The following is a 26,700-nucleotide window of genomic DNA, read 5'->3' as shown; positions in this document are numbered from 1 at the left end:
CGTGAGCCCGAGCGATATCCAGAAGTTGCGGGTAATGCCCCGGGCCATGAAAATGGCCAGCGGCGGCAGGATCAGGGCCGCGACGATGAGTCCTATGGTCACCCTCGCGGCCCTCCCCTCGCTTATTCCTCGCCGTTGTCCTTGACGCCGATCGCGGGCACGTCGACCGTCTCGGTTTCGGTTTCGATCTTGGGAACTTCGATGTTCGTCTCGGTCGTGCCGACAACGACTTCCTTCGAGTCGACGTCCACTTCCGGCATGGCTCCGCCCTCGGCGCTGACATCCACGTTCGGAAGCGCGCCTTCCTTGACGTCCGCCGACCAGAATCCGGTCGCGAACAATATAATGGCGATCACCACGATGATGGCGATGACCGCCAGAAGCTTGCGTGACATATATTTCCTCCACTAGAACCCATTAGGGTGCCCGACAGATAACGCAGGTTAGGGTGATCGGTTGCACACCCGCAACGACCTTGGTCGCATAGTGGGCCTCTGCGCAACCTTTCCAGCGGCTGGCGTGCAGCATATCGGTTGACGAAAGCGCCTTCCGGCTTTAATCGCGCCCACTTTCCGGGGAGAGATGCTCCCCATTCCAGGAAGATATAAGATGTCTCGGATTTGCGAGCTGACCGGCAAGGGCCGGCTGGTGGGAAACAACGTTTCCCACGCCAACAACAAGACCAAGCGGACCTTTCTGCCCAATCTGCAGAATGTGACCCTGATGTCCGACGCTCTGGAGCGGGGCGTGAAGCTGCGCGTATCGATGAGCGGCCTTCGCTCGGTCGAGCATGTCGGCGGCCTCGACAATTGGCTCGCCAAGACCTCGGACGAGAAGCTCAGCCTCAAGGCCCGCCGCCTAAAGCGCGAAATCGCCAAGAAGGGCGCGGGCGAGCAGGCCGCAGCCTAAGCGCTTTCCAGCACTCCGTCGAACAGCCAGTCGTGGAAGATCTTGACCGGCCGGCGTGAGAGCGCCGAGCGCCGGCTGGCGAACCAGTAGCTGTACGGGCTTTCGACCTTGATGTCGAAAAGCTGGATCAGCCGGTCATCATGCGCTTCGCGCAGATGGCTTTCGAGCATGAACGCGACGCCGAGCCCCTGCGCGGCCGCGTCGAGAATGAGCTGGCCGGAATCGAAATGGTCGACCGCCGCCGGCTGCAGGTCGGGCAGGCCGACCGCCTCGCGCCAGTAATCCCACGTATCGGGCAAGTCGCGGTGCAGGAAGATGGTGGCCCGGGCGAGGTCGGCGGGCTTCCTGATCGCCTCCGGGCCGTCCTGCAGGCTGCGCGCCCCGATCGCCACCACGCAGTTGGTGTCTATCCGGCGCGAATAAAGGTGCGGATCGACTTCCGTCGTGATCGCGATCGCCGCGTCGAGGCCTTCATCAAGGCGGGTCAGGCCGTGGGCGGCGGTGTCGAGATCGATATGCAGGTCGGGGTGGGAAGCGCGAAGCTCGGGCAGGTGCGGCATCAGCCGCTGCGACGCGAACAGCGGCGGGACAGCCAGGCGCAGCCGCATCAGTTCGCCGTCCCCCGTCGCCTGCTCCATTGCCCGTGCGAGCGCGTCCAGCGACGGCGCGATGCCGGCGAGCAGCCGCTCGCCATCCGGGTTGAGGTGCAGCGCCTGATGGCGCCGCTCGAACAGCGGATGGCCGACGTGGCGCTCCAGCGCCTGGACGCGCCGGCTAAGTGCCGGGGAAGACAAGGCGAGCGCTTCCGCGGCCGCCTTGATCGAGCCCAGCCGCGCGACCTGCACGAACGCCTCGATTGCGGTCAGCGGCGGCAGCCGACGCATCAGCGGGCGCTCTCTTGTGCAATGCAACTTTGCTTTGACATCAACTGCTGCTCCGGAAACCAGCCGAAACCTGATTGCAAAAGATGCAATCGTAACACATTCCTTCGCAATTGCACAACGAAAGCGGCGGACCCATAGACAGCCTGCCTTTCAGGCATCCTCTCCTAAAAAACTTCATGGGTCGGTCCTTCGGGGCCGGCCCTTTTTCTGTCCTACAGCCGGCTCGGATGTCAGCCTGCAGCATCCCGAAATGCACGCCCGCCCTCAACCGGCGCGCCGTTCAGAACTTTTGTGTTGTGCGGCAACTTCGACACTTTCCAGACCCGCACGCGCAATCATCCGCACTGCGCCGCAAATGAACTCGGGAGGTGGAAGCGGGGTTGTTCTTCCCTATCTGGCTGTTGAGCGGATGAAGGACAACAAAATGGCTGACGAGGAACGCGCGCCGACACGGCTGCAGGTGGCCAACATGCGGCCGGACGACAGCGGCCGCGGCATCGCGCGCCTGCCCCGCGCCGTGATGAACGCGCTCGGTCTCAAGGAAGGCGATGTCGTCGAGCTGGTCGGCAAGCGCTCCACTCCCGCTCGCGCGGTCCACCCCTATCCTGAAGACGAGGGGCTCTCGATCATCCGGCTCGACGGCCTGCAGCGCGCCAATGCGGAAATCGGGTCAGGCGATTTTGTCGAATTGCGGAAGGCTGAATCCAAGTCCGCCCAGCGCGTGATCTTCGCGCCGGCCCAGAAGAATCTGCGGCTGCAGGGCTCGGCCAATGCGCTGAAGCGCAGCTTCGGCATGAAGCCGGTGACCGCAGGCGACGTGGTCGCCACGACAGGCCAGCAGCGCACGGACGTTCCGCCCGAGCTGCGCCAGATGCTCAACGCACCGGCTTATGCATTGCAGGAAATACGCCTGACCGTGGTCTCCACCGCGCCGAAGGGCATCGTCCACATTGACGCGAACACGGAAGTCGAGCTTCGCGCCGAATATACGGAAGCCAAGGAAACACGCCGCGCGGACGTCACCTATGACGATCTTGGCGGCATCGGCTCGACGATCGATCAGCTGCGCGAGATGGTCGAATTGCCGCTGCGTTACCCGGAGATATTCGAGCGGCTGGGCGTCGATCCGCCTAAGGGTGTGCTGCTGCACGGCCCGCCCGGCACCGGCAAGACCCGGCTCGCGCGCGCCGTCGCCAATGAAAGCGACGCGAACTTCTTCCACATCGCGGGACCCGAGATCATGGGCTCGGCTTATGGGGAGAGCGAAAAACGCCTGCGCGAACTGTTCGAGGAAGCCGGCAAGGCAGCCCCCTCGATCATCTTCATCGACGAGATCGATTCGATCGCTCCCAAGCGCGGCCAGGTTCAGGGCGAGACCGAGAAGCGCCTAGTCGCCCAGCTCCTCACCCTCCTGGACGGTCTGGAGCCGCGCCAGAACCTGGTGGTAATCGCCGCCACCAACCGGCCAGAAGCGATCGACGAAGCGCTGCGCCGTCCGGGGCGCTTCGACCGGGAGATCGTGGTCGGTGTTCCCGACGAGCGCGGCCGGCGCGAAATCCTCGGCATCCACACCCGTGGCATGCCGCTCGACGGCGGCGTCAACTTGGACGAGCTTTCCCGCCGCACCTATGGCTTTGTCGGCGCCGACCTGGCCGCCCTCACCCGCGAGGCCGCGATCGAATCGATCCGGCGCATCATGCCCCAGATCAACCTTGGCGAAGGCACGATTCCGCCCGAGGTTCTCGAAACCCTGTCCGTCAAGGGCTCGGATTTCGCCGAGGCGCTGAAACGGGTCCAGCCCTCCGCCATGCGCGAGGTGATGGTGCAGGCGCCGACGATCGGCTGGGCCGATATCGGCGGCGTTGACGAGGCACGCGAACGCCTACGCGAGGGCGTCGAGCTGCCGCTCAAGGACCCCGAGGCCTTCAAGCGGCTCGGCATCCGCCCCGCCAAGGGCTTCCTGCTCTATGGGCCGCCGGGCACCGGCAAGACCCTGCTCGCCAAGGCGACCGCGCGCGAGGCGGAGGCGAACTTCATCGCCACGAAATCGTCGGACCTGCTCAGCAAATGGTATGGCGAAAGCGAGCAACAGATCGCGCGACTCTTCTCCCGCGCGCGCCAGGTCGCGCCGACGGTGATCTTCATCGACGAGCTCGACAGCCTGGTCCCCGCCCGCGGCGGCGGCCTGGGCGAGCCGCAGGTCACCGAGCGGGTGGTCAACACCATCCTCGCCGAGATGGACGGCCTCGAGGAGCTCGGCTCAGTTGTCGTCATCGGCGCAACCAACCGTCCCAACCTGATCGACCCGGCTCTGCTCCGCCCCGGCCGCTTCGACGAGCTCATCTACGTGGCCGTGCCGAACCGCGAAGGGCGACGCCACATTCTCGGCATTCACACCGGCAAGATGCCGCTCGCCGACGGTGTCGATCTGGATACGCTGGCTGCCCGCACCGAGCGGTTCACCGGCGCCGATCTGGAAGACCTCGTTCGCCGGGCGGGCCTGTTCGCGCTGCGCGAGTCTCTCGGCGCCACCCAGGTCAACCACGACCATTTCGAGCGGGCGCTGAAGGAGACCCGCGCCTCCGTCACGCCCGAGATGGAAAAGGAGTACGAGAAAATCCAGGACAGCCTGAAGCAGGACGCGATGAGCAGCACCGGCGGGATCGGCTTCATCTCGCCCGGCATGCTCAATCCGCGCGGACCGAAAGGCGCGGATTGAGGCTCACCCAGAGCGCGAGCCCTGCCATCAGCGCGCCCGTCACCAGGAACGGAAGCGGCATCGCGAGGCCGTAAAGCGCCACTCCGATTGCTGGGGCGAGGATGTAAGCGACCCCATTGACCGAGGTGACCATGCCCGCCACCTGGTTCTGCTCCTCGGGTGAAACGGCGAGGGACGCGCCGCTGGTGAAGCCGGGGCGGAACAGGCCAAAGCCGAGCGAGGCCAGCGCGAAGCCGAGCGTGATCCCGTAAATGCCGCCGGCGAGCCCGGTGACGCCGAGCCCCGCCGCCGAGAGCAGCGAGCCCCATATGATCAGCTCGCCGGGCGAGAGCCGCAGCGCGGGAATCAGCCACCATTGGCTGAGCAGGCTGGCGATCGCACCCACCATCAACACGATCGCGATCCACTGCTGGGCGGAATCGAGAGGCAAAGTGAGCCGGTCGATCAGCAGGAAGCCGATCACGCCGAGCGCCGCCGCCTGGCCGTGCCCACCGATCGCACCCGCGGCGAGCCAACCGGAGATGCGCGGGTCCCGCCAGCGCAGCGCGCCCCGCGGCCTCGCCGCGATCTCGGCGGAGCCGGCGCCGCCGCCCAGCCCCGGATAGGAGACGACAGGGCCTTGTGCGCTTCCCCGCGGCGTATCGTCGGGCAATTTGAAGATCAGCAGCAGCAGCACCACCACCCCAATCGCCGCAAAGACGATCAGCGGGCCCGAGAGTCCGAGGGGGCGGAAGATGAATAGGGGCGCCAGCGCGGGCCCGATAATCGTGCCGAGTCCGAACGAGGAGGAAATCGCCGCAAGCGCGTTCGTCCGCTGCTCGCCTTCGGTGCGGGCGGCGAGATAGGCCTGGACGGCGGGCGGCGATGCCGAACCCCATATGCCGTAGACCGCGCGGCCGATCGTGAACGCCACGAACACCAATGTCGGTGCGAGCAGCCCCGCCAGGCCGGCGGCGAGCACCGACCCGCAGATCAGGTTCGAGATGATGAAGCCGTAGAGCCCGCGCCGCATCAGCGCCCGCCGACCGCGACTGTCGGAAAGCTTCGCCCAGTGCGGGGCGGCCACCACCCAGGCGATCGCCGACAGGCTGAAGGCGACCGCGACCCACAGATCGGGAATGCCCAGCTCGCGCCCGATCGACGGCATCAGCGACTGCATGGCGGTGTTTCCTGCCGCCGCGACCAGCATGATGGCGAACAACAGAGCGAAGCGCCCGCGGGCCAAACCGAGGTCCCTCACTGCCGCGGGCGCTCCCGACCCATGTCGCGATCAGGGAAGCGCTGCATCAAAGGTCCCGTACAAGAGCGGCCTGACCCAGATTAAAGAGTTTCTGGAGGGGGCGTTGGGCCGGCCTTGCCATTGCGGCGTTGTTTTGCCAACGCGCCTGAAAAGACGATTAGACTGGAACCGGAATGACCATATCCGCAGAAAATGCCCGCCGCGCCCGTGCTTTCTCCCTTCGAGCGCCGGGCGGCCCGCTGTGGCAGTTCCTGGTCGGCTTCGTGAAGCATCCCAAGATGGTCGGCTCGGTGATCCCCTCATCCAAGATCCTGATCGACAAGATGCTGGCCCCGGTGGACTGGGCCTCGACCAAGCTGTTCGTTGAATATGGCCCAGGTGTCGGCACCTTCACCCAGCACATCCTGGAGCGGCTCGCGCCCGACGCGACCCTGATCACGATCGACACGAACGATGATTTCACCCGATACATCAGCCGAAAGTTCACCGACTCCCGCTTGATCGCCGTGACAGGATCGGCCGCGGACGTGCGCGGGATCGTGGCGGATTGCGGCTTCGACCATGCCGATTACATCCTGTCCGGCCTGCCCTTCTCGACGCTTCCCTCGGGCGTCGGCCCAACTATCGCTGCTCAAACCGCCGAGGCGCTTCGCCCGGGCGGCGCCTTTCTCGTCTATCAATTCTCGCCTAAGGTGCGGCAGTTCATCGCCCCACATTTCGATCGCATCGATCGCGGCTTCGAATGGCTCAACGTCCCGCCTGCGACGCTTTTCTGGGCTTGGAAGCACTGAGCTGAGGGTAGGCCCGTCTGCCCGGCTACCGTCCGTCAGGTCCGAAATTCAGCACTCGCGAAATCCGATAGTCCGCGACGGCGACGACGAAATAGGCCGCTGCCCACCTCAAGCGATTGAGCAAGGATCGACGCGCCCGGTGCTTGTCGCGGGTGATGCGCTCGCTGTTCGCCACTTCGCCGTCCACAAAGGCCCGCATCGAGGCGGCGAAGCCGGCATCCTCGATCCGCAGCATCATCTCGAGGTTGAGGAACAGGCTGCGCAGGTCGAAATTCGCCGATCCGATGTGAACCGCGTCGTCCACCACGAACAACTTCGTATGCAGCTTCGTCGGCTGGTACTCGTAAATCTCCACCCCGCGTTTCAGCATCCACCAATAGGTGTTCCGCGCGGCGGCGATCGTCATGTTGTTGTCCGATCTGGCGGCGGTGATGACCCGCGCCCGTCCGCGTCGGGCGACGCCCGCGATGCGGCGAAGCATGCCGGGGCCGGGCGAGAAATAAGCCGCGATCATGTCCAGGCGCGCAGCGGTGCGCATGTCGTGTCGAACCGCGCGCGCCCAGGGGCTCAGCCGCCTCGTGGGTCCGCCGAACAGCCAATGGAGCTTGCCTTCGGTGACGCTGCTCTGGTGGAGCATGCGGCGCAGCTCGCGGATGCGGCCGCGCGGCTTCCCCGCCCAGGCAAACAGATTGTCGAAGTAGCGGCTCAGGCAGGCGACGCTGGGGCCCTCGACGTGGAGCCCCAGGTCACGCCACGCGCCGCTCTCCACGGTCCCGAAATAATCGTCGGACACGTTGAACCCGCCGATGATGACGCGCCTTTCGTCGGCCAGCACAAGCTTTTGATGGTTGCGCAACAGGTATCTTCGGCCGAACCGCGCGCTGAACCGGCAGAAGCCGCAGCCCGCCTCCAGCAGGGGCCGGAAGAAATCTTCACCCGCGCCGCTGCCGAAGCCGTCTATCAGAAGAGTCACTCGAACGCCGCGACGGCAGGCCCCAACCAAGGCATCGCGGACCCGGGTCGCCGACGCATCGGCGTTGAACATATAGTAAAGGACGCGCAGGCTCTCGCGTGCGCTTCCGATGAGGTCGATCAACGCCTCGAGCCGCGCTGGCCCGTCGGAAAGCAGCTTCAGCCTGTTGCCGTCCACGGTCGCAGCCACGTCCGTCGCCTGTTGTGTGGGTTCGGCATCGGCCATGGCTGGGCAGATGATCCGGCGCCGGGCGCGGCGCAACCCCTGAAAATCTTGACATTGCGCCGAGGCGAGCCTAGCTCGCGCCTTTCCCCGATAGCCTGATTTATAGCGGAGCTGCCCGATGGCGCGCGTCACTGTTGAAGATTGCGTCGACAAGATCCCGAACCGGTTCGACCTGGTTCTGCTCTCCGCACAGCGCGCCCGGCAGATTTCCGGTGGCGCGGAACTGACGATCGATCGCGATCGCGACAAGAACCCGGTCGTGGCGCTGCGCGAGATTGCGGAGCAGACCGTCAAGCCCAAGCATCTGGAGGAAGCGGTGATCGGAAACCTGCAAAAGGTGCAGGTCGATGATGAGGATGCCGTGGATGAGATGGGCTCTCTCAGCGCGTCTGCCGAAGCGCTTCGCCTCACGGCCGCCGCGCCGCCGCGCAACACCAATCTTGGCGGCGATTACGACTGAGCTTCCAGGCTCGGCTCGGACCCGTTGAGCTGTCCTGAGCTTACGCTTCAGCGAGCCTGATCGTCGCCCAGCGTAGAACGGTCGACCCAATCCAGTTCGTGCAACGCGAGCGGCCGGCCGTCAGCAGCGCGGACGCAGATCGGTGCAACCGGTTGCCCGCTCGCGCGATCGATCAGGACGGGATTGCTCGGCGTCTTGCAGATCCATCTGTCGCCCCATTGCCGAAGCGCAAGCAGGACGGGGAGCAGCTCGCGCCCCTTCTCCGTCAGGCGATAAGCCACACGGCGCCGATCCGCCGGATCCGGCTCGCGGCTCAGGATCTCGTGCTCGACCAGACGCGCCAGCCGGTTGGACAGGATGTTGCGGGCGATCCCAAGCGTCGACTGGAATTCCTCGAAGTGGCGCAGTCCGTTGAATGCGCCGCGCAGGATCAGGAAGGACCAGCGCTCCCCGACCGCTTCCAACGCGGCCGGGATGGCGCAATGAGTTGGCGTTGCTTGATGGTCCTCGGATGACATGATCTCCGATCGGTTACGCCATTCCACGGTCTTTGTCATACCGCTCGCGCTGGAAGCGAAGTCGACGTCCGGCGGGCGAATCCGATGCTACCCGCGTTTTCTGTTGCAACGCAGCAGCGCGAGACCCAACTTGGCCGGGTGCTGCGGCAATATGAACTATTAGAACGGGTCCGCGCCTACGACCCTGACGCCGACGAGGCACTGATCAATCGCGCCTACGTGTTTTCAATGAAAGCGCATGGATCGCAGAAGCGAGCGTCGGGTGATCCTTATTACAGCCATCCGATCGAAGTCGCCGGCATCCTGACCGACCTTCGTCTCGATGACGAGACGATCGCGACCGCGATCCTGCACGACACGATCGAGGACACCGTCGCCACGCCCGAGGAAGTGGAGCGGCTGTTCGGCCCGAATGTCGCGCGGCTGGTGGACGGGGTCACGAAGCTCAGCAAGATCGAGGCGCAGAGCGAAAACCAGCGGGCGGCCGAGAATCTTCGTAAGTTCCTTCTGGCGATGTCCGGCGACATCCGCGTTCTATTGGTGAAGCTGGCCGATCGGCTTCACAACATGCGCACGCTGCACTTCATCGCCAACGCCGAGAAACGCCGCCGGATCGCTCGCGAGACGATGGACATCTACGCCCCGCTCGCCGAGCGGATCGGCATGTACGAGTTCATGACCGAGATGCAGACGCTCGCGTTTCGCGAGCTCGAACCCGACGCGTACCAGTCGATCTCCAAGCGGCTCGAGCAACTCCACAAGGGCGGCGGCGACCTGATCGATCGGATCGGGCGCGGCATCAGGGCGCATCTGGAGGCGAGCGGCATCGAAGCGCAGGTGCAGGGCCGCGAGAAGCATCCATATTCCATCTGGCGAAAGATGGCGGAGCGGCACGTCAGCTTCGAGCAACTCTCCGACGTGATGGCGTTTCGCGCAATCGTCGGGACCGAAGAGGATTGCTACCGCACGCTTGGACTGATCCATGGCCGCTGGCCGATGGTGCCCGGCCGCTTCAAGGATTTCATCTCCACCCCGAAGCGAAACGGCTACAAATCGCTGCACACCTCGGTGATCCACGACGAGCAGATGCGGATAGAGATCCAGATCCGCACCGGAGACATGCACGCTCAGGCCGAACACGGCCTCGCCGCCCATTGGGCCTACAAGGAGGGCAAAGACGAAGCCGCCCGGACGCAGCACCCCTGGATCAGCGACCTGGTCGAGATACTCGACCATGCCGGGTCCGCGGAAGAGCTGCTCGAACATACAAGAATGGCGATGTACCAGGACCGGATCTTCGCCTTCACGCCGAAGGGCGAACTGATCCAGCTTCCCAAGGGCGCGTCTCCGGTCGACTTCGCTTATGCGGTCCACACCGACCTTGGCGACCAGACGGTCGGCGCCAAGGTGAACGGGCGCGTCATGCCGCTCCGGACGCCGCTCGACAATGGCGACCAGGTCGAGATCCTCGTTTCGAAGGCCCAGCACCCGCAGCCGACCTGGCTCAATTTCGTCGTGACCGGCAAGGCCAAGGCCAAGATTCGCCGCTTCGTCAAATCCAAGGAGCGCGAGGAGACGATCGCCCTTGGCCGCAAATTGTTCGACGAGATCGTCCAGCGCCTGCCGGTGCCGCTGGGCTGGGAGGCCATCGCGGAAGCGCTGCGCCGCCTGCATCTCCACGACGACGATGCGCTGATGGAAGCGATTGCGCTCAAACGCATCGACGATGTCCAGGTAATGGAGGCCTTGCTGCCCGGCTCAGCGGGAAAAGGTCAGGTCAAACCGCCGCCACAGCGCCAGGCGATCTCGATCAAGGGCCTGACTCCCGGCGTCGCCTTCACCCTCGCCGAATGCTGCCACCCGATCCCCGGTGATCGGATCGTGGGTCTGAGGCGTGAAGGCACCGGAATCGAGGTCCACGCGATCGGCTGCGATCGGCTGGCCGACGGCATCGACGCCGATTGGGTGGATCTTGCCTGGGGCAACGAATCGGACGGCGGCACCGCGCGACTGTGCATCGTCATCAAGAACGAGCCCGGATCGCTCGCGGTCATCACCAGCATTCTGGGCAATCACGGCGCCAATATCGTCAGCCTGGACCAGAAGGCGCGTGACGGCAGCTTCCACACCTTCACGCTCGGCCTTGAGGTGCACGACGTTCCGCACCTGATGCGCATCCTCGCCGCGCTGCGGGCGACGGAAGTGGTGTCGACCGCAGAGCGGATTTGAAGGTCAGAAGCGAAGCGGTCTGACCGCCCGCACGCCTGGGATCTTCTCCAGATCGCGGATGATCTCCGCGCCGATATGCCCGTCGACGGAGACCAGCGCCACCGCCTCGCCACCCGCGGCGCGTCGGCCGAGGTTGAACGTGCCGATATTGACCCCGGCCTCGCCGAGCGCGGTGCCGAGGCGGCCGATGAAGCCGGGCTGGTCGTCATTGACGATGTAGATCATCTCCCCGGTGAGCTCTGCCTCCACGCGGATTCCGAAAATCTCGACCAGGCGCGACGCGGCATTGCCGAACAAGGTGCCGGCCACGGATCGCTCCCCCTCCGGGGTGGCGACAGTGACGCGCAACAGGGTGTGATAGTCGCCCTCGCGGTCGTGACGGACTTCGCGCACATCGAGGCCGCGCTCCTTCGCGAGGTAGGGTGCGTTCACCATGTTCACAGTGGCCGAGTAGGATTGCATGACGCCCGCCAGCACCGCGCTGGTGATCGGCTTCTGATTGAGGGTGGCAGCCGCGCCCTCGGTCTCGATCGAGATGCCGGACAGGGGGCCTCCGTCGAGCTGTCCGACGAGCGCCCCGAGCTGGTTCGCCAGCTCCATATAGGGCCGCAACTTGGGCGCTTCCTCGGCGGACAGAGCGGGCACGTTCAGCGCGTTGGTGATCCCGCCGGACATCAGGTAGTCCGCCATCTGCTCCGCCACCTGGATCGCGACATTGACCTGCGCCTCGCTGGTGGAGGCGCCGAGGTGCGGGGTGGCGACAAAGCCGGGTGTGCCGAACAGCGGGCTCGCCTTGGCCGGTTCTTCGGCGAAGACATCGAGCGCGGCGCCGGCGACCTGGCCGCTCTCCAGCGCCTCCTTGAGCGCCGCTTCGTCGATCAAACCACCACGAGCGCAGTTGATGATCCGCACTCCGGGTTTAGTGCGGGCGAGCGCGTCGCGCGAAAGGATGTTGCGGGTCTGGTCCGTCAGCGGCGTATGAAGCGTGATGAAATCGGCGCGGGCGAGCAGGTCATCGAGCTCCACTTTCTCGATCCCCAGCGCGAGGGCGCGCTCGGGCGTGAGGAATGGATCGTAGGCGATCACCTTCATCTTGAGGCCGAGCGCCCGGTCCGCGACGATAGAGCCGATGTTGCCTGCGCCGATCAGGCCGAGGGTCTTGCTGGTGAGCTCCACCCCCATGAAGCGGTTTTTCTCCCACTTGCCCGCCTGGGTGGAAGCGTCGGCTTGCGGAAGCTCGCGGGCGAGCGCGAACATCAGCGCGATGGCGTGCTCGGCGGTGGTGATCGAATTGCCGAACGGCGTGTTCATCACGACAACGCCGCGGGCCGAGGCGGCCGGGATGTCGACATTGTCGACCCCGATTCCCGCGCGGCCAACCACCTTCAGGTTGGTGGCGGCGTCCAGCACGTCGGCGGTGACCTTGGTGGCCGAACGGATCGCGAGCCCGTCATAGCCGCCGATGATCGCCTTGAGCTCGTCCTTGGACAGGCCGGGCCGCTCGTCCACCTCCACGCCGTGCGATCGGAAGATCTCGGCGGCCTTGGGGTCCATCTGGTCGGAAATCAGAACTTTGGGCATGTCAGAATGTCCTAGGACAGTGTGCTCCTGCGCAAGCAGGAGCACAGTGGGAGGCGGGGCTGGGCTCCTGTTTTCGCAGGAGCACGACAGGCTTTAAGCGGCAGTCACCTCGTGGAAGGCCCAGTCCAGCCAAGGGCCTAGCGCCTCGATGTCAGCGGTGTCGACGGTCGCGCCGCACCAGATGCGCAAGCCGGGCGGAGCGTCTCGATAACTCGCAACGTCGAAGGCGACACCTTCCGCCTCGAGCAGGCTCGCCATCTTCTTAACGATCGCCATCTCGGCGTCGGAGTCGAGCCCCGGCACGGCGCTCTCCGCAAAGCGAAGGCAGACGCTGGTGTTGCTGCGCGTCGCCGGATCGGGGGCAAGATGCTCGACCCAGGGCGTTGCCTGAACCCAAACATCGAGGGCGTCCGCGTTGGCATCGGCGCGGGCGATCAGTTCGTAGAGGCCGCCCTTCAACTCCGCCCATTCGAGCGCCCAGATATAGTCCTCGACCGCGAGCATGGAGGGCGTGTTGATCGTCTCGCCTTGGAAAACGCCTTCCACCAGCTTGCCGCCTTTGGTCAGACGAAAAACCTTGGGCAACGGCCAGAGCGGCGTGTAGCTTTCCAGCCGCTCGACCGCCCGCGGCCCCAGGATGAGCATGCCATGGCCGCCCTCGCCGCCCAGCACCTTTTGCCAGCTGTAGGTGACGACATCGAGCTTGTCCCAGGGCAGATCGGCCGCGAACACCGCAGACGTGGCGTCGCAGATGGTGAGCCCCTCGCGCAGATCGCTGATCCACTCGCCGTTCGGCACCCGCACGCCCGAAGTCGTGCCGTTCCAGGTGAACACGACATCGCTCGCCGGGTCGACGGCGGAGAGGTCCGGAAGCTGGCCATAGGGCGCGCGCAGCACGGTCGCATCGAGCTTCAGTTGCTTGACGGCGTCCGTGACCCAGCCCTCCCCGAAGCTATCCCAGGCGAGCATGGTCACCGTCCGGGCGCCGAGCAGCGACCACATCGCCATCTCGACCGCGCCCGTGTCGGATCCGGGCACGATCGCGATCCGATGCGTCTTGGGCAGGTGTAATATGGTGCGGCTGAGCTCGAGCGCGTGCGCCAGTCGCGCCTTGCCGATCTTGGAGCGATGCGAGCGTCCAAGCGAGCCGTGCGGCAGATGTTCCGGAGCCCAGCCGGGCGGCTTGGCGCACGGGCCGGAAGAAAAATAGGGACGCGCAGGCTTCTCGCCCGGTCGCTCGGCAGTCATGTCAGTCTCTCCTCGCAGAGAGCGCGCGCCGCGTTGGGACGGCGTGGCCCGCGGACAGGGATAAGGCCTGTCCGGGGCCTGTCAACGACCGTGATCCGATCCGTGTGGGATCAGCCAGCTCTTACTTCTTCCGGAACAGCACCTGCCCGCGGCGCGAGACCAGCAGCTTCTCGAAGCTAACCGGATGGAAATAAGCCTCGACGCGGTTGCCCTGCGGATCGGTGCCGTAAACTTCGTAGCAGCCGCCATCGACCTTGGACTTGCGCACCTGCCAGCCCTGCTTGACCAAGCTCGCCTTGAGCGCGTCCTGGCTTTTCCAGCCGGATTGCGGGCCGGCCTTGCAGGTCATCTTGCCGGTTGCGAGCGCGGGCGAGGCGACCGCGAGGGCGGCAGCGGCGAGGAACAGGCGTGTCATCATGATGTGAGCTCCAGTGTTGATCGAGGGTGAGAAGCTGCGGGGCGGAGGCCCCGAACGATCCGCCAGGCCTGAAGCAGGCCGAGCGGGGCGAAGTTGATCAAGGCGGCGACGATGTTGTCGTGGACGAACATCCAGTGCGCGAGCGTGAGCAGGGCGGCCGGATAGGCGAGGCGCTGCAGCCGCTTCCAGCCCGCCTTGAGCGCACGCATCGACGCATCGTTGCTGGTGAGCCCGATCGGCACCATCAGCATGAAGGCGAGCCAACCCGTCCAGATGCCGAGCGCCCCGATCTCCGCAAGGATGTCGCGAAGCGTCTGCATCTCCAGCAGGTAGAAGAGCAGGTGCAGCAAGGCGTAAGCGAAGGCGGCCACTCCGAAGGCTCGCCGCCGACGCAGCAGCCATTGCACCCAGCCATGCCCCGGCAGCAGCCTGGACAAGGGCGTCAGCATGAGGGCGACAATCAAGAGGCGGGCCGACCATTCGCCGCTGGGATGCAGCAGGTCTTCGAAAATAATTCCGGGCTCCAGCGCGGCCCTGACCATCAGCGCGCCTGGAATAGCGAGCAGAACCCAAAGCAGGGGCTTGATTGCCAGTAGACGGACGAACGCGGTCACCACTGGCCTGTAGCGGCATACCGCTCAGGCGGCAAGATTATTGCGAAGCGTTCGCAACAACAGCTCGGCTCAAGACGCGAACGGCCCGACTCGCGCCGTCTTGACCGATTTGCCCGGACCATCCCAGCCTGCGACCATGTGGAGGCGGGGGATCATCTTGGGGGCATTGCTCGCGGCTGCCTGCATTCCAAAGGTCGACGCGCCGGATCGGCCCGCGCGCGCCAAGGCGGACAAGGCTGGCGAGACAACGCTCCAGTGCCACGCCGACCTGCGCCGCGAAGGCGTGGATTTTCGCGCACTGCCGGACCGCAACTTTGAGGGCGGCTGCAGCGCGCTGGGCGCGGTGCAGCTCAAGGAGATTGGGACGCCCGTCGCCCATCTCGGCGCGATGACCTGCCCGCTGGCCCGCACCTTCGCCCGCTGGACCCGCGAGGCGGTGCAGCCCGCGGCCGAGCGTTGGCTCGGCGCGCGGATCGTCCGGATCGAGACCTTCGGCACTTACGCATGCCGCCCGGTCAATGGACAGGCAGGCGCGCGGCTGAGCGAGCATGGGCTCGCCAATGCGGTCGACATCTCGGCCTTCGTCCTCGAAGGCGGCCGCCGCGTCACCGTCAAGGACGGCTGGGATGCCGATGACGAGCGGACGCGGCAGTTCCTGCGCCAGATCCACCAGGCCGGTTGCCGCCGCTTCCCGGTCGGGCTCGGACCCGAGGCCAATGCACAGCATCACGATCACTTCCACTTCGACATGGGTCGCGGGCCTTACTGCAGGTAAGCGCGCTAAAGACTTCCGGCTGGGCCGCCCTGTGCTTATGGGGCGGCGATGACCGATCCCGTTCCCCCCAAGCGCCTGTTCTCTCCCGCCCGCGAAGAAGCCGAAATTGCAGCCGGCGGTGCGTCCAGCCCGCAGACCGAGCACCCTGCCTACAAGCTAGCTTTCCAGGACGATCAATTCCTGCTTCGCGACGATTTGCGGCCGGTGCGCTTTCAGCTCGAGCTGATGAAACCTGAGGTGCTGCTCGACGAAGCAAGGATCGCGTCCACGTTCGTGATCTACGGCTCCGCACGCATTCCAGAGCCGGACAAGGCCGATGCACTGATCGAGGCGGCGTCGACCGACGAGCAGCGGCTTATCGCCGAGCGGCTCAAGGAGAAGTCCCGCTTCTACGATGAGGCGCGCAAGCTCGCCCGCCTCGCTAGCAGGGTCGGGCCGGACGCGGATGGCAACAAGCATTTCGTGGTCTGCTCAGGGGGCGGGCCATCGATCATGGAAGCGGCCAATCGCGGCGCGTTGGACGAAGGCGCGGATTCGATCGGGCTCAACATCGTGCTGCCTCACGAGCAGCTCCCCAACCCCTATGTCACGCCGGGGCTCTCCTTCCAGTTCCACTATTTCTCGCTGCGCAAGATGCACTTCCTGATCCGCGCCCGCGCGGTTGCGGTGTTCCCCGGCGGCTTCGGCACTTTCGACGAATGTTTCGAGCTGCTGACCCTCATCCAGACCGGCAAGATCAAGCCGCTTCCGATCGTGCTGTTCGGATCGGAATATTGGAACCGCGTCATCAATTTCCCGGCGCTGGTCGAGGAAGGCGTGATCTCCGCCCGCGACCTCGACCTGTTCAAGATGGTCGAGACCGCCGATGAAGCCTGGTCCTACATCTGCGACCATTATCTCGGCACCGAGCAGATGCCGGAATGCGTCACCTAAGCTACTTGGCCCGCCCCGCCTCGTAGTCGGCGATGAACGCATCCACCGGTATCGCGCGGATCGTATCGGCAAGCACATCCTCGGCGAGCTGATCCTCGCCTTTGAACCGCAGGCAAGACTTACCCATGTCGAGCTTCTTGCCGGCGGCGACCCAGGCTTGCTTAAGGCGCTCCGTGCGTTCTGCCGAAGCATAGACGCAGTTCAGATACAGCGCCGTGTGGTTCTTCTGGGCAGCCAGCGAAGCATAACCGAGCGGCTGACCGTTATAGGTTGCCGGATAGCGATCGAGCGGGACTTCCCAGCTGATCATTCCCCAGTTCATCCGCTCGACATAACCGTCGGGCAGGTTGGCGTTCACCAGGTCGCGGATGCGCGACACGAGCGCGCGCCGTTCGGCGGGCAACTCGGCGATGTAGTCCTCCGGGGTGGCTGCCTTGCTGCTGACCACCCCCCCGCGCCTCCTATTCGGACTTGCTCTGTTTGGCCTGCTCTTCGCGACCGGCAGTGCTGGTTGCCGCATCGCCCATGACGCGCCCTTCAGGCTGCTTGGCGGCCTGGCCCTCGGTCAGGATCGGCTCGTCCTCGCCCTTGTCGCCGCCGGCAGGCAGATCGGATGCCTCGGCCGCGACCTGCGCCGGATTGTCGGCTGCGCTGGGGGGCGGCGGGAGCGGCAGGTTGCTGCCCTGCTGGTTGAGCCAGGCGAGCAGGTTGGCGCGGTCCTCGGGCTTTGAGAGGCCGGCGAAAGTCATCTTCGTGCCAGGCGCGAAGCCCTTCGGCGATTTGAGCCAGGCGTCCATCGCATCCCAGGTCCAGGTGCCGCCCTTGCCCTTCAAGGCGTCGGAGTAAGCAAAGCCGGGCTTAGCCGCGAGCGGAGCGCCCATTATGCCGTGGACATTCGGACCCAGCGCGTTGGCGCCGCCCGGCGCGGCATTGTGGCAGGCCGCGCACTTCTTGAACACCTGCTCGCCGAGCCGCGGATCGGCCGAAGCGAGGTAAAAGGCGATTGGCTGGTCGGCGTCCTTCCCAGCAGCGCCTTCTTCCTCGACGCCCTCGATCGGATAACCCATCTTTTCCGGTCGCTCGGCGTAGAACACTTCGCCGGTGACGATGGACGCTCCGAGCGCAATAATGCCCGCGCCGAGGGCCCAGCCCGCAATCGTGTTGAAGCGATCGTCCATCACAGACCTTTCGAAAGCTTGAGGGGCGCAGCCAAGGCAACAGGGCGCACCGGGAACGTTCGCGCTCCTTTACGAAGACCGAGCGCGAGGGGCAAGCCGGTCAGGAAGCCAACCAGGTTGCCAGCAACGTATGCGCGATCGCGAATGGCGGCGGCGCGAGGAAAGGGGCGGCGACTTCGCCGGCAAGCGCGCCCCGGACGCCGGCCCGGTCCACCCACATCGCGTCCTCCAGCTCGTCTTGGTCCAAGGTGAGGTGGTCTTCCAAGGCTTCGGCGAAGCAGCCGATCATCAGCGAGCCGGGAAACGGCCATGGTTGACTTGCGACATAGCGGGCGTTCGTGACGCTGATTCCCGCTTCCTCCTTGAGCTCGCGGGCGACCGCTTCCTCGATCGATTCGCCGGGCTCCATGAATCCGGCCAGCGCGGAATAACGGCCCGCCGGATATTGCGGCTGGCGCCCGAGCAGCACGCGGCCGCTATGCTCTGCCAGCATGATCACGACGGGATCGACGCGCGGGAAATGCTCGACGGCGCAGGCCGAGCAGCTTCGGCCCCAACCGGCCCGGAACAGCTCGGAAGGCGAGCCGCAGTTTGCGCAGAAACGATGGCGATTGTGCCACTCGACCAGCGCGCGGGCGGTGCCCCACAGCGCGGCGTCCTCGGCCGACATGATTGCGAGCAGGCGAAACACGCTCCAGGCGCGCTGACCCGCCGCAAGTCGGCGCAACGGGGCGAACAGCGGTCGGGCTTTGTCCAGACCGAGAAAGATGAGCTCGGCCCCCTCCGGCCGCCGATCGAGCGAGTCCCAACCCAGGCGTCCCGCTTCGTCCAGCACCGGATCAAGGTCGGCGAGGCGAAGCAGGCGCGCTTGGGGGCGCGCTTCGAGCTCCGCGATTCGCTCCGGCTTCAACCTGAGATGATCGGCGCGATCAATCGCGGCGCCGGTGAAGCCGGGAGAAATCATCTTCCGAACAGCCCTGACTGCCACTGAAGGGCACGTTCCGCCGCCTTGGCAAAGACGGTTGGCAGGCCTGCCTCGCCAATCCGGTCGACCGGCCACCAGATGCCCTGCGCGTCACGCCGCTCCGGGATCGCGCAGGCAAGGCTCAAGGTCAGCGAGAAATGAGTGAAGACGTGGCTGATGGCGCCCGCATCCTCCCATTGGGCGGCAGCAGGGACCCCGTCTTCGGCCAGCGCTTCCGACCAGCTGCCTGTCGGAAGCGCCAGCATCCCGCCGAGTAAGCCTTCTGCCGGGCGTCGGACCAGCAGCACTTCGCCCTCGTGCTCCAGCCAGTAGACCCTGCCCTGCCGGTGCGGCTTGGCCCTTCGCGGGGCCTTGCGGGGAAAGTCCTCCGGCCGGCCGAGGTGAAAGGCTTGGCACTGCGGCGAAACCGGACAAGCGCCGCATCGCGGCGCGCGCGGTGTGCAGATCGTGGCGCCAAGGTCCATCATCGCCTGCGCGAAATCGCCGGGGCGCTTCGTCGGCGTGATCTTCTCGGCAAGCCGATACAGTTCCGCTTTGGCCGCCGGCAGCGTCTGTTCGACCGCGAACAGCCGGCCCACGACGCGCTCGACATTGCCGTCGACCACAACCGCGCGCTTGCTAAAGGCAATCGCGGCGATCGCGGCGGCCGTGTAGCGGCCGATGCCCGGGAGCTTCAGCAGCTCCGCCTCGGTGCATGGGAACGACCCTTCATGCTCGGCCACAACCTTGCGGGCACAGGCCAGCAGGTTGCGGGCACGGGCATAATAGCCGAGCCCCGCCCATGCGGCCATGAGCTCGGCGTCTTCGGCGGCGGCCAGCGCTTCCACCGTCGACCATCTCGCCGTGAAACGCTCGAAATATGGCCGGACGGCCGCCACCGTGGTCTGCTGGAGCATGATCTCCGACAGCCACACCCGGTACGGATCGGTGCGGCTGCCGTCGGTTACCCGCCACGGCAAGGACCGGGCATTGGAGTCGTACCAGCGCAAAAGGTTAAGACAGAACTCGACGGTCACGCCCCGGCTATGCCATGCTGCGCGCGATGGGCAAGTCGGGTGGGTCAGGTCGCAGGCAGCCGGAAGCGCCGCAGCGTTCGCTGCGCGCCCGATCCGTGTCGGATCTGCTGCCCGACGTCGGCCGCGCCGCGTTTCGCCGCTTCGGCTTCGTCCAGTCCTCGATCGTCAGCCGCTGGCGCGAGATCGTCGGCGAGCGCTATGCCGGCGTGTCCTCTCCCGAATCGATCCGCTTCCCGCCGGGCAAGCGCTCGGAAGGCGTGCTGACCTTGGTGGTCGAGGGCGCCCATGCGCCCACCATGCAGCATGTCGCGCCGGTGATCGTCGAGCGGGTCAACCGCTTCTTCGGTTATCAGGCGGTGGCGCGCCTCGCCTTCAGGCAAGGCGTGGTTCAGCTTTCCAGGGCCAAGGCGCGCGTCGCGCCGTCTTCGCTTCGCCCGGTGCCCGCCGATCTGGGAGAAAGTCTGCGCGAGATCGAAGATCCGGAATTGCGCGAGGTCATGGCGGCGGTTGCGCGCGGGATCGGTGCGCGCGATGAGGCCGCCGCATTGCAGATGATGACGATCCCGATCGTCGGCAAACTGAAGAGGTAGGAATGAAGGCATTGATGACTGGCGCTGCACTTGGCCTTGCGCTGACGCTCGGTGGATGCGGAAGCGGGAGCGAAGGCGGTTCGACCTCGAGCTCCGGGCCGGTCGCCCCCGTGCCGGCGCCGGCCGGCAAGAGCTGGACGGATGTCGTCAGTGCGACGCCCCAGGGCGGGTTCGTGATGGGCAATCCGGATGCGGCAGTAAAGGTCGTCGAGTTCGCCTCGCTGACCTGCGGCGCTTGCGCGAACTTTGCCGAACAGGGCTTCCCCAACCTCGTCGACAAATATGTAAAGACGGGTCAGGTCAGCTTCGAGCTGCGTAATTTCGTGCGTGATCCTGCGGATCTCGCGGCGGCCCTGCTCAGCCGCTGCAGCGGCCCGGGCCCATACTTCCAGCTTTCAGAACAGCTCTTCGCGGCGCAGCCCGACTGGCTCGGCAAGCTCCAGTCCATGTCGCCGGCCGCGCAGCAACAGCTTCAGGCCGCACAGCCAAGCCAGGCAGTTTCCATTTATGCGGACCAGGCCGGCCTGCTTCAGTTCGTGCGAGTGAGGGGCGTTCCGGCGGAAAAAGCGCAGGCCTGCCTCGCTGACCAGGGCGCGTTGCAGAGCCTCGTCGATGGGACCTCTTCCGCAGCGCGCGACTATGACATCACCGGAACGCCGACCTTCCTGATCAACAACCGTGTCGTGCCGAATGCCGCCAACTGGGCGACGCTCGAGCCCCAGATCAAGGCAGCGGTGGGCGGCTGATGCGCTCGCTCGCGATCATCACGGCCGCGGCCCTGCTCTGTGCAGCCGGAAGCCAAGCTGCCGCGCCGGCGCGAAAAGCAGCCGCCCCAGCCGCCCGCGACTGGACCCGCACCGTCACCGCCACGCCGGAAGGCGGCTTCCGGCTCGGCAATCCCGCCGCTCCGGTCAAGCTGGTCGAATTCGGTTCGCTGACCTGCTCGCATTGCGCCGCGTTCAGCGCGGAATCCAAAGCGGGCCTGCCGAGCTATATCCGTTCGGGCCGGGTCAGCTTCGAATTCCGCAACATGGTGCTGAACGCGGCCGATGTGAGCGCGTCCCTGCTCGCCCGCTGCGCGGGGCCGCGCGGTTTCTTCCAGATGGTGGACCGAGTCTACGCCACTCAGCCCGATTGGCTCGGCAAGGTCGCGGCCCAAAGCGAGGCATACGCCTCCCTCCCCGATACCCAGAAGTTCGTGCGGATTGCAGAGATCGGGGGATTGACCGGGATCGCCGCGCAATCGGGCGTAGCGCCGGCCAGGGCCAGGGCGTGCTTGGTGGATAAGGCTGGTCTCAACCGCCTCGTCCAGATGTACCAGGCGGCCAACGCGCTTGGTGTTCAGCGGACGCCCACCTTTCTCATCAACGGGCGCAAGTCGGACGCGCATGAATGGGCCTCGCTGGAGCCGCTCCTGAAACAGGGCGGCTAGCGGTCCGCATGCGTCGGGGGGCGCGCAGGTGCGGATAAAGCGGATCAAGCTCTCGGGCTTCAAGAGCTTCGTGGAGCCCGCGGAACTGCGCATCGAGCCGGGCCTCACCGGCGTCGTGGGGCCGAACGGCTGCGGCAAGTCCAACGTCCTCGAAGCGATCCGCTGGGTGATGGGCGAATCCAGCCCCAAGTCGATGCGCGGGGCGGGCATGGACGACGTGATCTTCGCCGGCACCGCCACCCGCCCCTGCCGCGACTTCGCCGAAGTCTCGATGCTCCTCGAAGGCGACGGCGGTGAGCTGTCCGGCGACCTCCAGGTGGCGGGAGCGGGCGAGGTCGAAGTCACCCGCCGGATCGAGCGCGGCGCCGGTTCGGCCTACCGGGTCAACGGCCGCGACGTTCGCGCCAGGGATGTCGCTCTCCTGTTCGCGGACGCGGCGACCGGGGCCCACTCGCCCGCCTTGGTCAGCCAGGGCAAGATTGCGCAGGTCATCTCCGCCCGCCCGACCGAGCGGCGACAGATGCTGGAGGAAGCGGCCGGGATCGCCGGCCTTCACGTCCGCCGCAAGGATGCCGAGGGAAAACTTCGAGCGACGGAGGCGAACCTCGCCCGGCTCGACGAACTTATCGCCGACATGGAGGTGCGCGCGTCTGCGCTCAAGCGGCAGGCAAAGGCCGCCGAGCGGTATCGCCGCCTCAGCGAGCAGATCCGGGCGGCGGAGGGGCGCCTCATCTTCACGCGCTGGCGGGATGCCTCGCGGGCCGCGGATGCGGCGAAGCAGGAAGCGGAACTCGCCGCCGCCGCCGTCGAGCGCACGGCCGAAGCGCAGCGCAACGCAGCGGCCACGCACGCTGACGCGGCCGGCGCGCTCGCCGATTTGCGCTCCGCCGCGCAGGCCGCGCGCGAGCAGGCGACAAGCCTTGCCCACCGGCTCGCCACGCTCGAGACCGAGCACGAGACAATCGGCCGGCGAATTCGGGAACTGGCCGATGGACGCGCTGCCCTGCTTGCCGACAGAGCCCGCGAAGCGGCGCTCGCCGACGATGCGCGCGCTGCGCTCAGCCGATTGGAGGAGGAGCGGAGCGCGATTGCCGCTCGCCTCGCAGAGGCGGAGGCTTCCCGCGCGACCATAGCCTCCCGCAGCGTCGCACTGGAAAATGCCTGGCGCGAAGCCGAAGCCGCCCTCGGAAGAGCCCGGGTCAGCCACGCCGCCGAGCAGGCCGAAGCGCGGATATCCGCCGGCGCCCTGGACGCCGCACAAAGCAAGCACGCTCGCGCGGGCACTGAGGTCGCTCGCCTCCACTCGCAGTTGGCCGAACTCGGGGACGAAGCGCCGCTGACCGAGGCGCGGCTCACCGCCCGAGCCAAGCGCCAAGCCGCTGAGACGCGGCTTGCAGCCGCGACGGAAGCGTCGGCGCAGGCGGAACGGGCGCGCGCGAGCGCCGCTGTCGAGCGCGACCGCTCGGAAAGCGATGTCGCGGCTGCTCGGGCCGCACTCACCGCGCTCGAAGCTGAAGCCAGAGCGCTGCTCAAGGCGGTCCAAAACGGAGGGACGCAGCTTCGGGCCCTCGATCAGGTGAAGGCAGCCCCCGGCTACGAGCGGGCCCTGGCCGCCGCGCTCGGCGACGATTTGGAAGCTGCGATCGCAAGCGAGGGCGCGCGCCGCTGGTCGGGCGGCGAGCTTCAGTCCGGCGACCCGCCTTTGCCGTTATGCGTGGAGCCGCTCGCCGATCACGTCGAGGCCCCACCCGCGCTCGCCCGTCGTCTTGCTCAGATCGGCGTGGTCGAAACGGATGACGGTTCCATCCTGCTCGCCGCCGGGCAGCGCCTCGTCACTTACGCCGGCTCGCTACGACGCTGGGACGGCTTTGTCGCCACCGGGCAGGGCGCGGCGGCCGCCGAACGGCTGATCCGGGTTAACAGGCTTGCGGAGATCGAGCTGGCGCTGCCCCAAGCCACGGCCGAACTCGCGGCCGAGCAGGAGCGGAGCGCCACGGCGGCTTCAGCAATGGCCGCAGCTGTCCAGGCCGGCCAAGCCGCGTCGCGCGAGGAGGCTCAGGCGAGCGCGCTGATTCGGGAAGCCATGCGTGAGGAAGATAACGCTGCCATCGCGCTCGAACGCCTGCAGCTGCGCCGGACCGGAATGACCGAGCGGGTCTGCCATGCCGAGGTCGATTTGGCCGATGCGGAGCGGGCGCTCGCCGCCGCCGAGGAGCGGGTGCGCGGTCTCTCCGACGCGAGGCTAACCGAGGCGAACGTTGCCGGCCTCCGTGCAGCCGCCGAGCAGGCCGGTCGCGCCCTCGCCGAGGTCCGCGCCGAAGCCGCCACCCACGCCCGCGCGGTTGATGCGGACAAGCAGCGCGCCGACGCGGCCGCGAAGGAGAGCGCCGATTGGGCCGTGCGCGCCACACAAGCGGCCAGGCGTCATTCGGATCTCGGCCGCCGCATCGCTTCCGCCGAGGAAGAGGTCGACCGCCTCGCCGAGCTGCCGGCTGCGCTTTCCGCCGAGATCGAGCGCGTCGCGCGCGAGGCGGAGGAATCAGCCGGCTCAGCAGAGGCCGGCCTGGCTGCGGAGCGAGTCTCCGAAGCCGAGCTCCGCCAGTCGCAAACCCGCCTCGGCGACGCCGGTGAGGCGCTTGCCCTCGCCCGCGAGGTGCGCGCCGGCGCGCTTGCAAGGGCCGAAAACCAGGAGATGCGCCGGATCGAGATGGGCCGGATCGCGGGCGAGCGTTTCGAGTGCCCGCCCCCTCTCCTGCCCGGCAAGCTTGGCTTCGACGAAAGCTCGCTCCGTGCGGTCGCTGAGGAATCCGCCGCCCTCGACCGCCTCGCCGCCGACCGCGAGCGGATTGGCCCCGTGAACCTCGTCGCCGAACGCGAACTTGCCGAGCTGGAGGAGGGCCGCGCGTCGATTGCGGCCGAGCGCGACGAACTGGGTCTGGCGATTAATCGCCTGCGCGGCTCGATCGGCAGCCTCAATCGAGAAGGCCGCGCCCGGCTGCTTGCCGCATTCGAAGCCGTGAACGGGCATTTCCGCAGCCTCTTCACCACCCTGTTCGAGGGCGGCCAAGCCCGCCTCGAGCTGGTCGAATCCGACGATCCGCTCGAAGCCGGGCTGGAGATCCTCGCCCAGCCTCCCGGCAAGCGCCTCGCCACCCTCACCTTGCTGTCCGGCGGCGAGCAGGCGCTGACCGCGATCGCGCTGATCTTCGCCCTCTTCCTTACCAACCCGGCGCCGATCTGTGTGCTCGACGAAGTCGATGCGCCCCTGGATGATGCCAATATCGAGCGCTTTTGCGACCTTCTGGACCGCATGACGGGTGAGACCGACACCCGCTACCTGATCGTCACGCACAATGCGGTGACGATGAGCCGAATGCACCGCCTGTTCGGAGTGACCATGATCGAGCGCGGCGTCAGCCGGCTGGTCAGCGTGGATCTTGGCGGCGCCGAGCAGCTGCTGGCGGCGGAGTGAGCCCTCTCACGGGCGGGGAGAGGGTTGGGTGAGGGGGAGCGAGCGTTCAGCGGGCGTCGAACCTATTGGGATTACTTCCGACTCAGAACCCCTCACCCCAACTCTCTCCCCGCTGGGGAGAGGGAGCTTAGGTTGCGCCGCGCCTGACGAAAACCTAAGTCCCGGCGCTCCATGATGCAGCTCACCACGCTTCCCAGCGGCCTTCGCGTCGCCACCCGCTTCATGCCGGGGCTGGAGACCGCCGCCGTCGGGCTCTACGCGGACACCGGCTCCCGCCACGAGCCGGCCCGCCTCAACGGTCTCGCCCATCTTTTCGAGCATATGGTGTTCAAAGGTGCCGGCGGGCGTTCGGCGCGGGAGATCAGCGAGGCGATCGAGGATGTCGGCGGCGATCTCAACGCCAGCACCGATCGCGACGGCACCAATTTCACGGCGTCGGTGCTGGCCGAGCATGTGCCGCTTGCCGTGGAGTTGATCGCCGACTTGATTCAGCGCCCGCACTTCGTGCCCGCCGACCTGGAGCGCGAAAAGGATGTCGTGCTCCAGGAGCTTGGCGAGGCGCGCGACACGCCAAACGACATCATCTTCGACGATCTCTGGTCGGCGGCGTTCGGCGATCAGCCGCTCGGCCGGCCGGTGCTGGGCGACGAGACCAGCATCGAGGCGATCACGCTGGAAGACCTGCACGCCTGGCGGCGCTGCCAGTACCGCGCCGGCAGCCTTTATCTAGTCGCGGCCGGCAAGGTGGCTCACGATGATTTCGTCGCGTTGGCGGCGCAGCACTTTGGCGATCTTCCCGTCGGTGCGCTTGCCGATCCGGAGCCCGCGCGCTTCACCGGCGGCGCTCGCGTCGGGCGCTCCAAGGCCGAGCAGGCCCATCTCGCGCTGGCCTGGCCCGCGCCGGCCCAGCTCGCGCCCGACTATTTCGCGGCGCGCTTCTTCTCGGACATTGTCGGCGGCGGAATGTCCTCGCGGCTGTTCCAGCAGGTGCGGGAGGAACGCGGCCTCGCGTACTCGGTCTACTCGCAAGTGCACCCTTATTCGGATGCCGGCCTGTTCTACATCTACGCCGCGACCGCGCGGCGCGAGTCCGCTTCCGCCGCCCAGCTGATCGAGGATGTGCTCGCCGCAGCCGCTGATACGGCCACCCCGCGCGAGCTGGAGCGCGTGCGAACTCAGGCGCGGGCCGGTTTGCTCATGTCGGTCGAAAGCCCTTGGGGCCAGGCCCACTATCTCGCCCGCCAGCTTTCCCTGTTCGGTCGCCTGGTCGAGCCCGCGGAAGTAATCGCCGAGCTCAATGCCGTCACTCTGGACGAGGTGCGCGCCGCCGGCGCTGCCATGCTGGCCGGCCTGCGCGCCCGCGCCACGATCGGCTTCCCCGCCGTGAGGGCGGCATAATTGAAAGCGGCACAGGATAAGCCCCTCCCCCCTTTGCGGGGGAGGGGTTGGGGAGAGGGGGAGCGTCATCGCCCCCTCGATGCGGGTGATGACGCTTCTGGCGTAAGCACCG

26 protein-coding genes are annotated in these 26,700 nt (G+C 66.6%); 12 read left to right on the top strand and 14 right to left on the bottom strand.

The features are described 5' to 3' along the window. Positions 1-102 (bottom strand): YqaE/Pmp3 family membrane protein (locus VF631_RS00325; protein WP_431848268.1); only part of this gene is annotated, 102 nt, incomplete at its 3' end. A gap of 20 nt (positions 103-122) precedes the next feature. After that, the gene (locus VF631_RS00320) at positions 123-395 is read right to left on the bottom strand and encodes a hypothetical protein (protein WP_431848265.1); all 273 of its coding nucleotides are present in this window, start codon (positions 393-395) and stop codon (positions 123-125) included. A gap of 214 nt (positions 396-609) precedes the next feature. Between VF631_RS00320 and rpmB the strand changes: the two genes are divergently transcribed. Then, positions 610-909, top strand: a complete 300-nt coding sequence (gene rpmB / locus VF631_RS00315) for a 50S ribosomal protein L28 (protein WP_431848264.1) — start codon at positions 610-612, stop codon at positions 907-909. On the opposite strand, the gene VF631_RS00310 is transcribed toward rpmB, so the two are convergent. Next, positions 906-1,793 (bottom strand): LysR substrate-binding domain-containing protein, encoded by an 888-nt coding sequence (locus tag VF631_RS00310; protein WP_431848263.1) that lies wholly within the window; start codon positions 1,791-1,793, stop codon positions 906-908. The genes rpmB and VF631_RS00310 overlap by 4 nt on opposite strands. Before the next feature lie 424 nt (positions 1,794-2,217). Between VF631_RS00310 and VF631_RS00305 the strand changes: the two genes are divergently transcribed. Then, on the top strand, positions 2,218-4,512 hold the full coding sequence (locus VF631_RS00305; protein WP_431848262.1) for a CDC48 family AAA ATPase: 2,295 nt from the start codon (positions 2,218-2,220) through the stop codon (positions 4,510-4,512). Here VF631_RS00305 and VF631_RS00300 read toward each other — a convergent pair. Then, positions 4,481-5,752 carry an MFS transporter gene (locus VF631_RS00300; RefSeq protein ID WP_431848261.1) on the bottom strand — a complete coding sequence of 424 codons (1,272 nt, stop codon included), beginning with the start codon at positions 5,750-5,752 and terminating at the stop codon, positions 4,481-4,483. The genes VF631_RS00305 and VF631_RS00300 overlap by 32 nt on opposite strands. Before the next feature lie 173 nt (positions 5,753-5,925). Here VF631_RS00300 and VF631_RS00295 point away from each other — a divergent pair, with 173 nt between their 5' ends. Next, positions 5,926-6,543: a class I SAM-dependent methyltransferase gene (locus tag VF631_RS00295; protein WP_431848260.1), complete on the top strand. Its 618-nt coding sequence runs from the start codon at positions 5,926-5,928 to the stop codon at positions 6,541-6,543. Positions 6,544-6,568: 25 nt separating this feature from the next. On the opposite strand, the gene VF631_RS00290 is transcribed toward VF631_RS00295, so the two are convergent. Further along, positions 6,569-7,741 carry a phospholipase D-like domain-containing protein gene (locus VF631_RS00290; RefSeq protein ID WP_431848259.1) on the bottom strand — a complete coding sequence of 391 codons (1,173 nt, stop codon included), beginning with the start codon at positions 7,739-7,741 and terminating at the stop codon, positions 6,569-6,571. 118 nt (positions 7,742-7,859) lie between these two features. On the opposite strand from VF631_RS00290, the gene rpoZ reads away from it, so the two are divergent. Further along, positions 7,860-8,201: a DNA-directed RNA polymerase subunit omega gene (gene rpoZ / locus VF631_RS00285; protein WP_431848258.1), complete on the top strand. Its 342-nt coding sequence runs from the start codon at positions 7,860-7,862 to the stop codon at positions 8,199-8,201. 47 nt (positions 8,202-8,248) lie between these two features. Here the strand turns inward: rpoZ and VF631_RS00280 are convergent, their stop codons facing one another. Next, positions 8,249-8,719 carry a winged helix-turn-helix transcriptional regulator gene (locus tag VF631_RS00280; RefSeq protein WP_431848267.1) on the bottom strand — a complete coding sequence of 157 codons (471 nt, stop codon included), beginning with the start codon at positions 8,717-8,719 and terminating at the stop codon, positions 8,249-8,251. Between the two features lie 138 nt (positions 8,720-8,857). Between VF631_RS00280 and VF631_RS00275 the strand changes: the two genes are divergently transcribed. Further along, the gene (locus VF631_RS00275; RefSeq protein WP_431848266.1) at positions 8,858-10,948 is read left to right on the top strand and encodes a RelA/SpoT family protein; all 2,091 of its coding nucleotides are present in this window, start codon (positions 8,858-8,860) and stop codon (positions 10,946-10,948) included. A gap of 3 nt (positions 10,949-10,951) precedes the next feature. Here the strand turns inward: VF631_RS00275 and serA are convergent, their stop codons facing one another. From serA to VF631_RS00255, 4 genes are all read right to left on the bottom strand, one after another. Further along, the gene (gene serA / locus VF631_RS00270; RefSeq protein ID WP_431848257.1) at positions 10,952-12,529 is read right to left on the bottom strand and encodes a phosphoglycerate dehydrogenase; all 1,578 of its coding nucleotides are present in this window, start codon (positions 12,527-12,529) and stop codon (positions 10,952-10,954) included. A 93-nt stretch (positions 12,530-12,622) separates the two neighbouring features. Further along, positions 12,623-13,777 (bottom strand): phosphoserine transaminase, encoded by a 1,155-nt coding sequence (locus VF631_RS00265; protein ID WP_431848256.1) that lies wholly within the window; start codon positions 13,775-13,777, stop codon positions 12,623-12,625. A gap of 121 nt (positions 13,778-13,898) precedes the next feature. Continuing rightward, positions 13,899-14,195, bottom strand: a complete 297-nt coding sequence (locus tag VF631_RS00260; protein ID WP_431848255.1) for a PepSY domain-containing protein — start codon at positions 14,193-14,195, stop codon at positions 13,899-13,901. Next, positions 14,192-14,809, bottom strand: a complete 618-nt coding sequence (locus tag VF631_RS00255) for a ferric reductase-like transmembrane domain-containing protein (RefSeq protein ID WP_431848254.1) — start codon at positions 14,807-14,809, stop codon at positions 14,192-14,194. The genes VF631_RS00260 and VF631_RS00255 overlap by 4 nt, the downstream gene beginning before the upstream one ends. Before the next feature lie 136 nt (positions 14,810-14,945). On the opposite strand from VF631_RS00255, the gene VF631_RS00250 reads away from it, so the two are divergent. Continuing rightward, complete coding sequence (locus VF631_RS00250; RefSeq protein WP_431848253.1) at positions 14,946-15,584, top strand: extensin family protein; 639 nt, start codon at positions 14,946-14,948, stop codon at positions 15,582-15,584. Between the two features lie 48 nt (positions 15,585-15,632). After that, positions 15,633-16,517, top strand: coding sequence for an LOG family protein (locus VF631_RS00245; protein ID WP_431848252.1), 885 nt, complete (start codon positions 15,633-15,635; stop codon positions 16,515-16,517). Between the two features lies 1 nt (position 16,518). On the opposite strand, the gene VF631_RS00240 is transcribed toward VF631_RS00245, so the two are convergent. The 4 genes from VF631_RS00240 to mutY all read right to left on the bottom strand — a co-directional run bounded on the left by VF631_RS00240 (position 16,519) and on the right by mutY (position 19,669). Then, entirely contained in the window at positions 16,519-16,965 is a 447-nt protein-coding gene (locus tag VF631_RS00240) for a DUF1801 domain-containing protein (RefSeq protein WP_431848251.1), read from the bottom strand. Positions 16,966-16,978: 13 nt separating this feature from the next. After that, positions 16,979-17,695, bottom strand: coding sequence for a c-type cytochrome (locus tag VF631_RS00235; RefSeq protein ID WP_431848250.1), 717 nt, complete (start codon positions 17,693-17,695; stop codon positions 16,979-16,981). A 100-nt stretch (positions 17,696-17,795) separates the two neighbouring features. Beyond that, a complete protein-coding gene (gene nudC / locus VF631_RS00230; protein ID WP_431848249.1) occupies positions 17,796-18,659 on the bottom strand; it encodes an NAD(+) diphosphatase in 864 nt (287 codons plus the stop codon). Further along, positions 18,656-19,669 carry an A/G-specific adenine glycosylase gene (gene mutY / locus VF631_RS00225; protein ID WP_431848248.1) on the bottom strand — a complete coding sequence of 338 codons (1,014 nt, stop codon included), beginning with the start codon at positions 19,667-19,669 and terminating at the stop codon, positions 18,656-18,658. The genes nudC and mutY overlap by 4 nt, the downstream gene beginning before the upstream one ends. Before the next feature lie 41 nt (positions 19,670-19,710). Between mutY and VF631_RS00220 the strand changes: the two genes are divergently transcribed. The 5 genes from VF631_RS00220 to VF631_RS00200 all read left to right on the top strand — a co-directional run bounded on the left by VF631_RS00220 (position 19,711) and on the right by VF631_RS00200 (position 26,588). Continuing rightward, entirely contained in the window at positions 19,711-20,286 is a 576-nt protein-coding gene (locus tag VF631_RS00220; RefSeq protein WP_431848247.1) for a DUF721 domain-containing protein, read from the top strand. A gap of 2 nt (positions 20,287-20,288) precedes the next feature. Then, complete coding sequence (locus VF631_RS00215; protein WP_431848246.1) at positions 20,289-21,032, top strand: DsbA family protein; 744 nt, start codon at positions 20,289-20,291, stop codon at positions 21,030-21,032. Then, the gene (locus tag VF631_RS00210; RefSeq protein ID WP_431848245.1) at positions 21,032-21,718 is read left to right on the top strand and encodes a thioredoxin domain-containing protein; all 687 of its coding nucleotides are present in this window, start codon (positions 21,032-21,034) and stop codon (positions 21,716-21,718) included. Before VF631_RS00215 ends, VF631_RS00210 begins: the two co-directional genes overlap by 1 nt. Positions 21,719-21,746: 28 nt before the next feature. Next, a complete protein-coding gene (gene smc / locus VF631_RS00205; protein ID WP_431848244.1) occupies positions 21,747-25,190 on the top strand; it encodes a chromosome segregation protein SMC in 3,444 nt (1,147 codons plus the stop codon). A 171-nt stretch (positions 25,191-25,361) separates the two neighbouring features. Further along, positions 25,362-26,588, top strand: coding sequence for a M16 family metallopeptidase (locus VF631_RS00200; RefSeq protein WP_431848243.1), 1,227 nt, complete (start codon positions 25,362-25,364; stop codon positions 26,586-26,588). The last annotated feature ends 112 nt before the right edge of the window (positions 26,589-26,700 follow it).

It is taken from the genome of Allosphingosinicella sp. (assembly GCF_036387615.1).
Taxonomy (GTDB): Bacteria; Pseudomonadota; Alphaproteobacteria; order Sphingomonadales; family Sphingomonadaceae; genus Allosphingosinicella.
The sequence above is the reverse complement of the archived record's forward strand: the minus strand, read 5'-3'. Positions and strand labels throughout refer to the sequence as shown.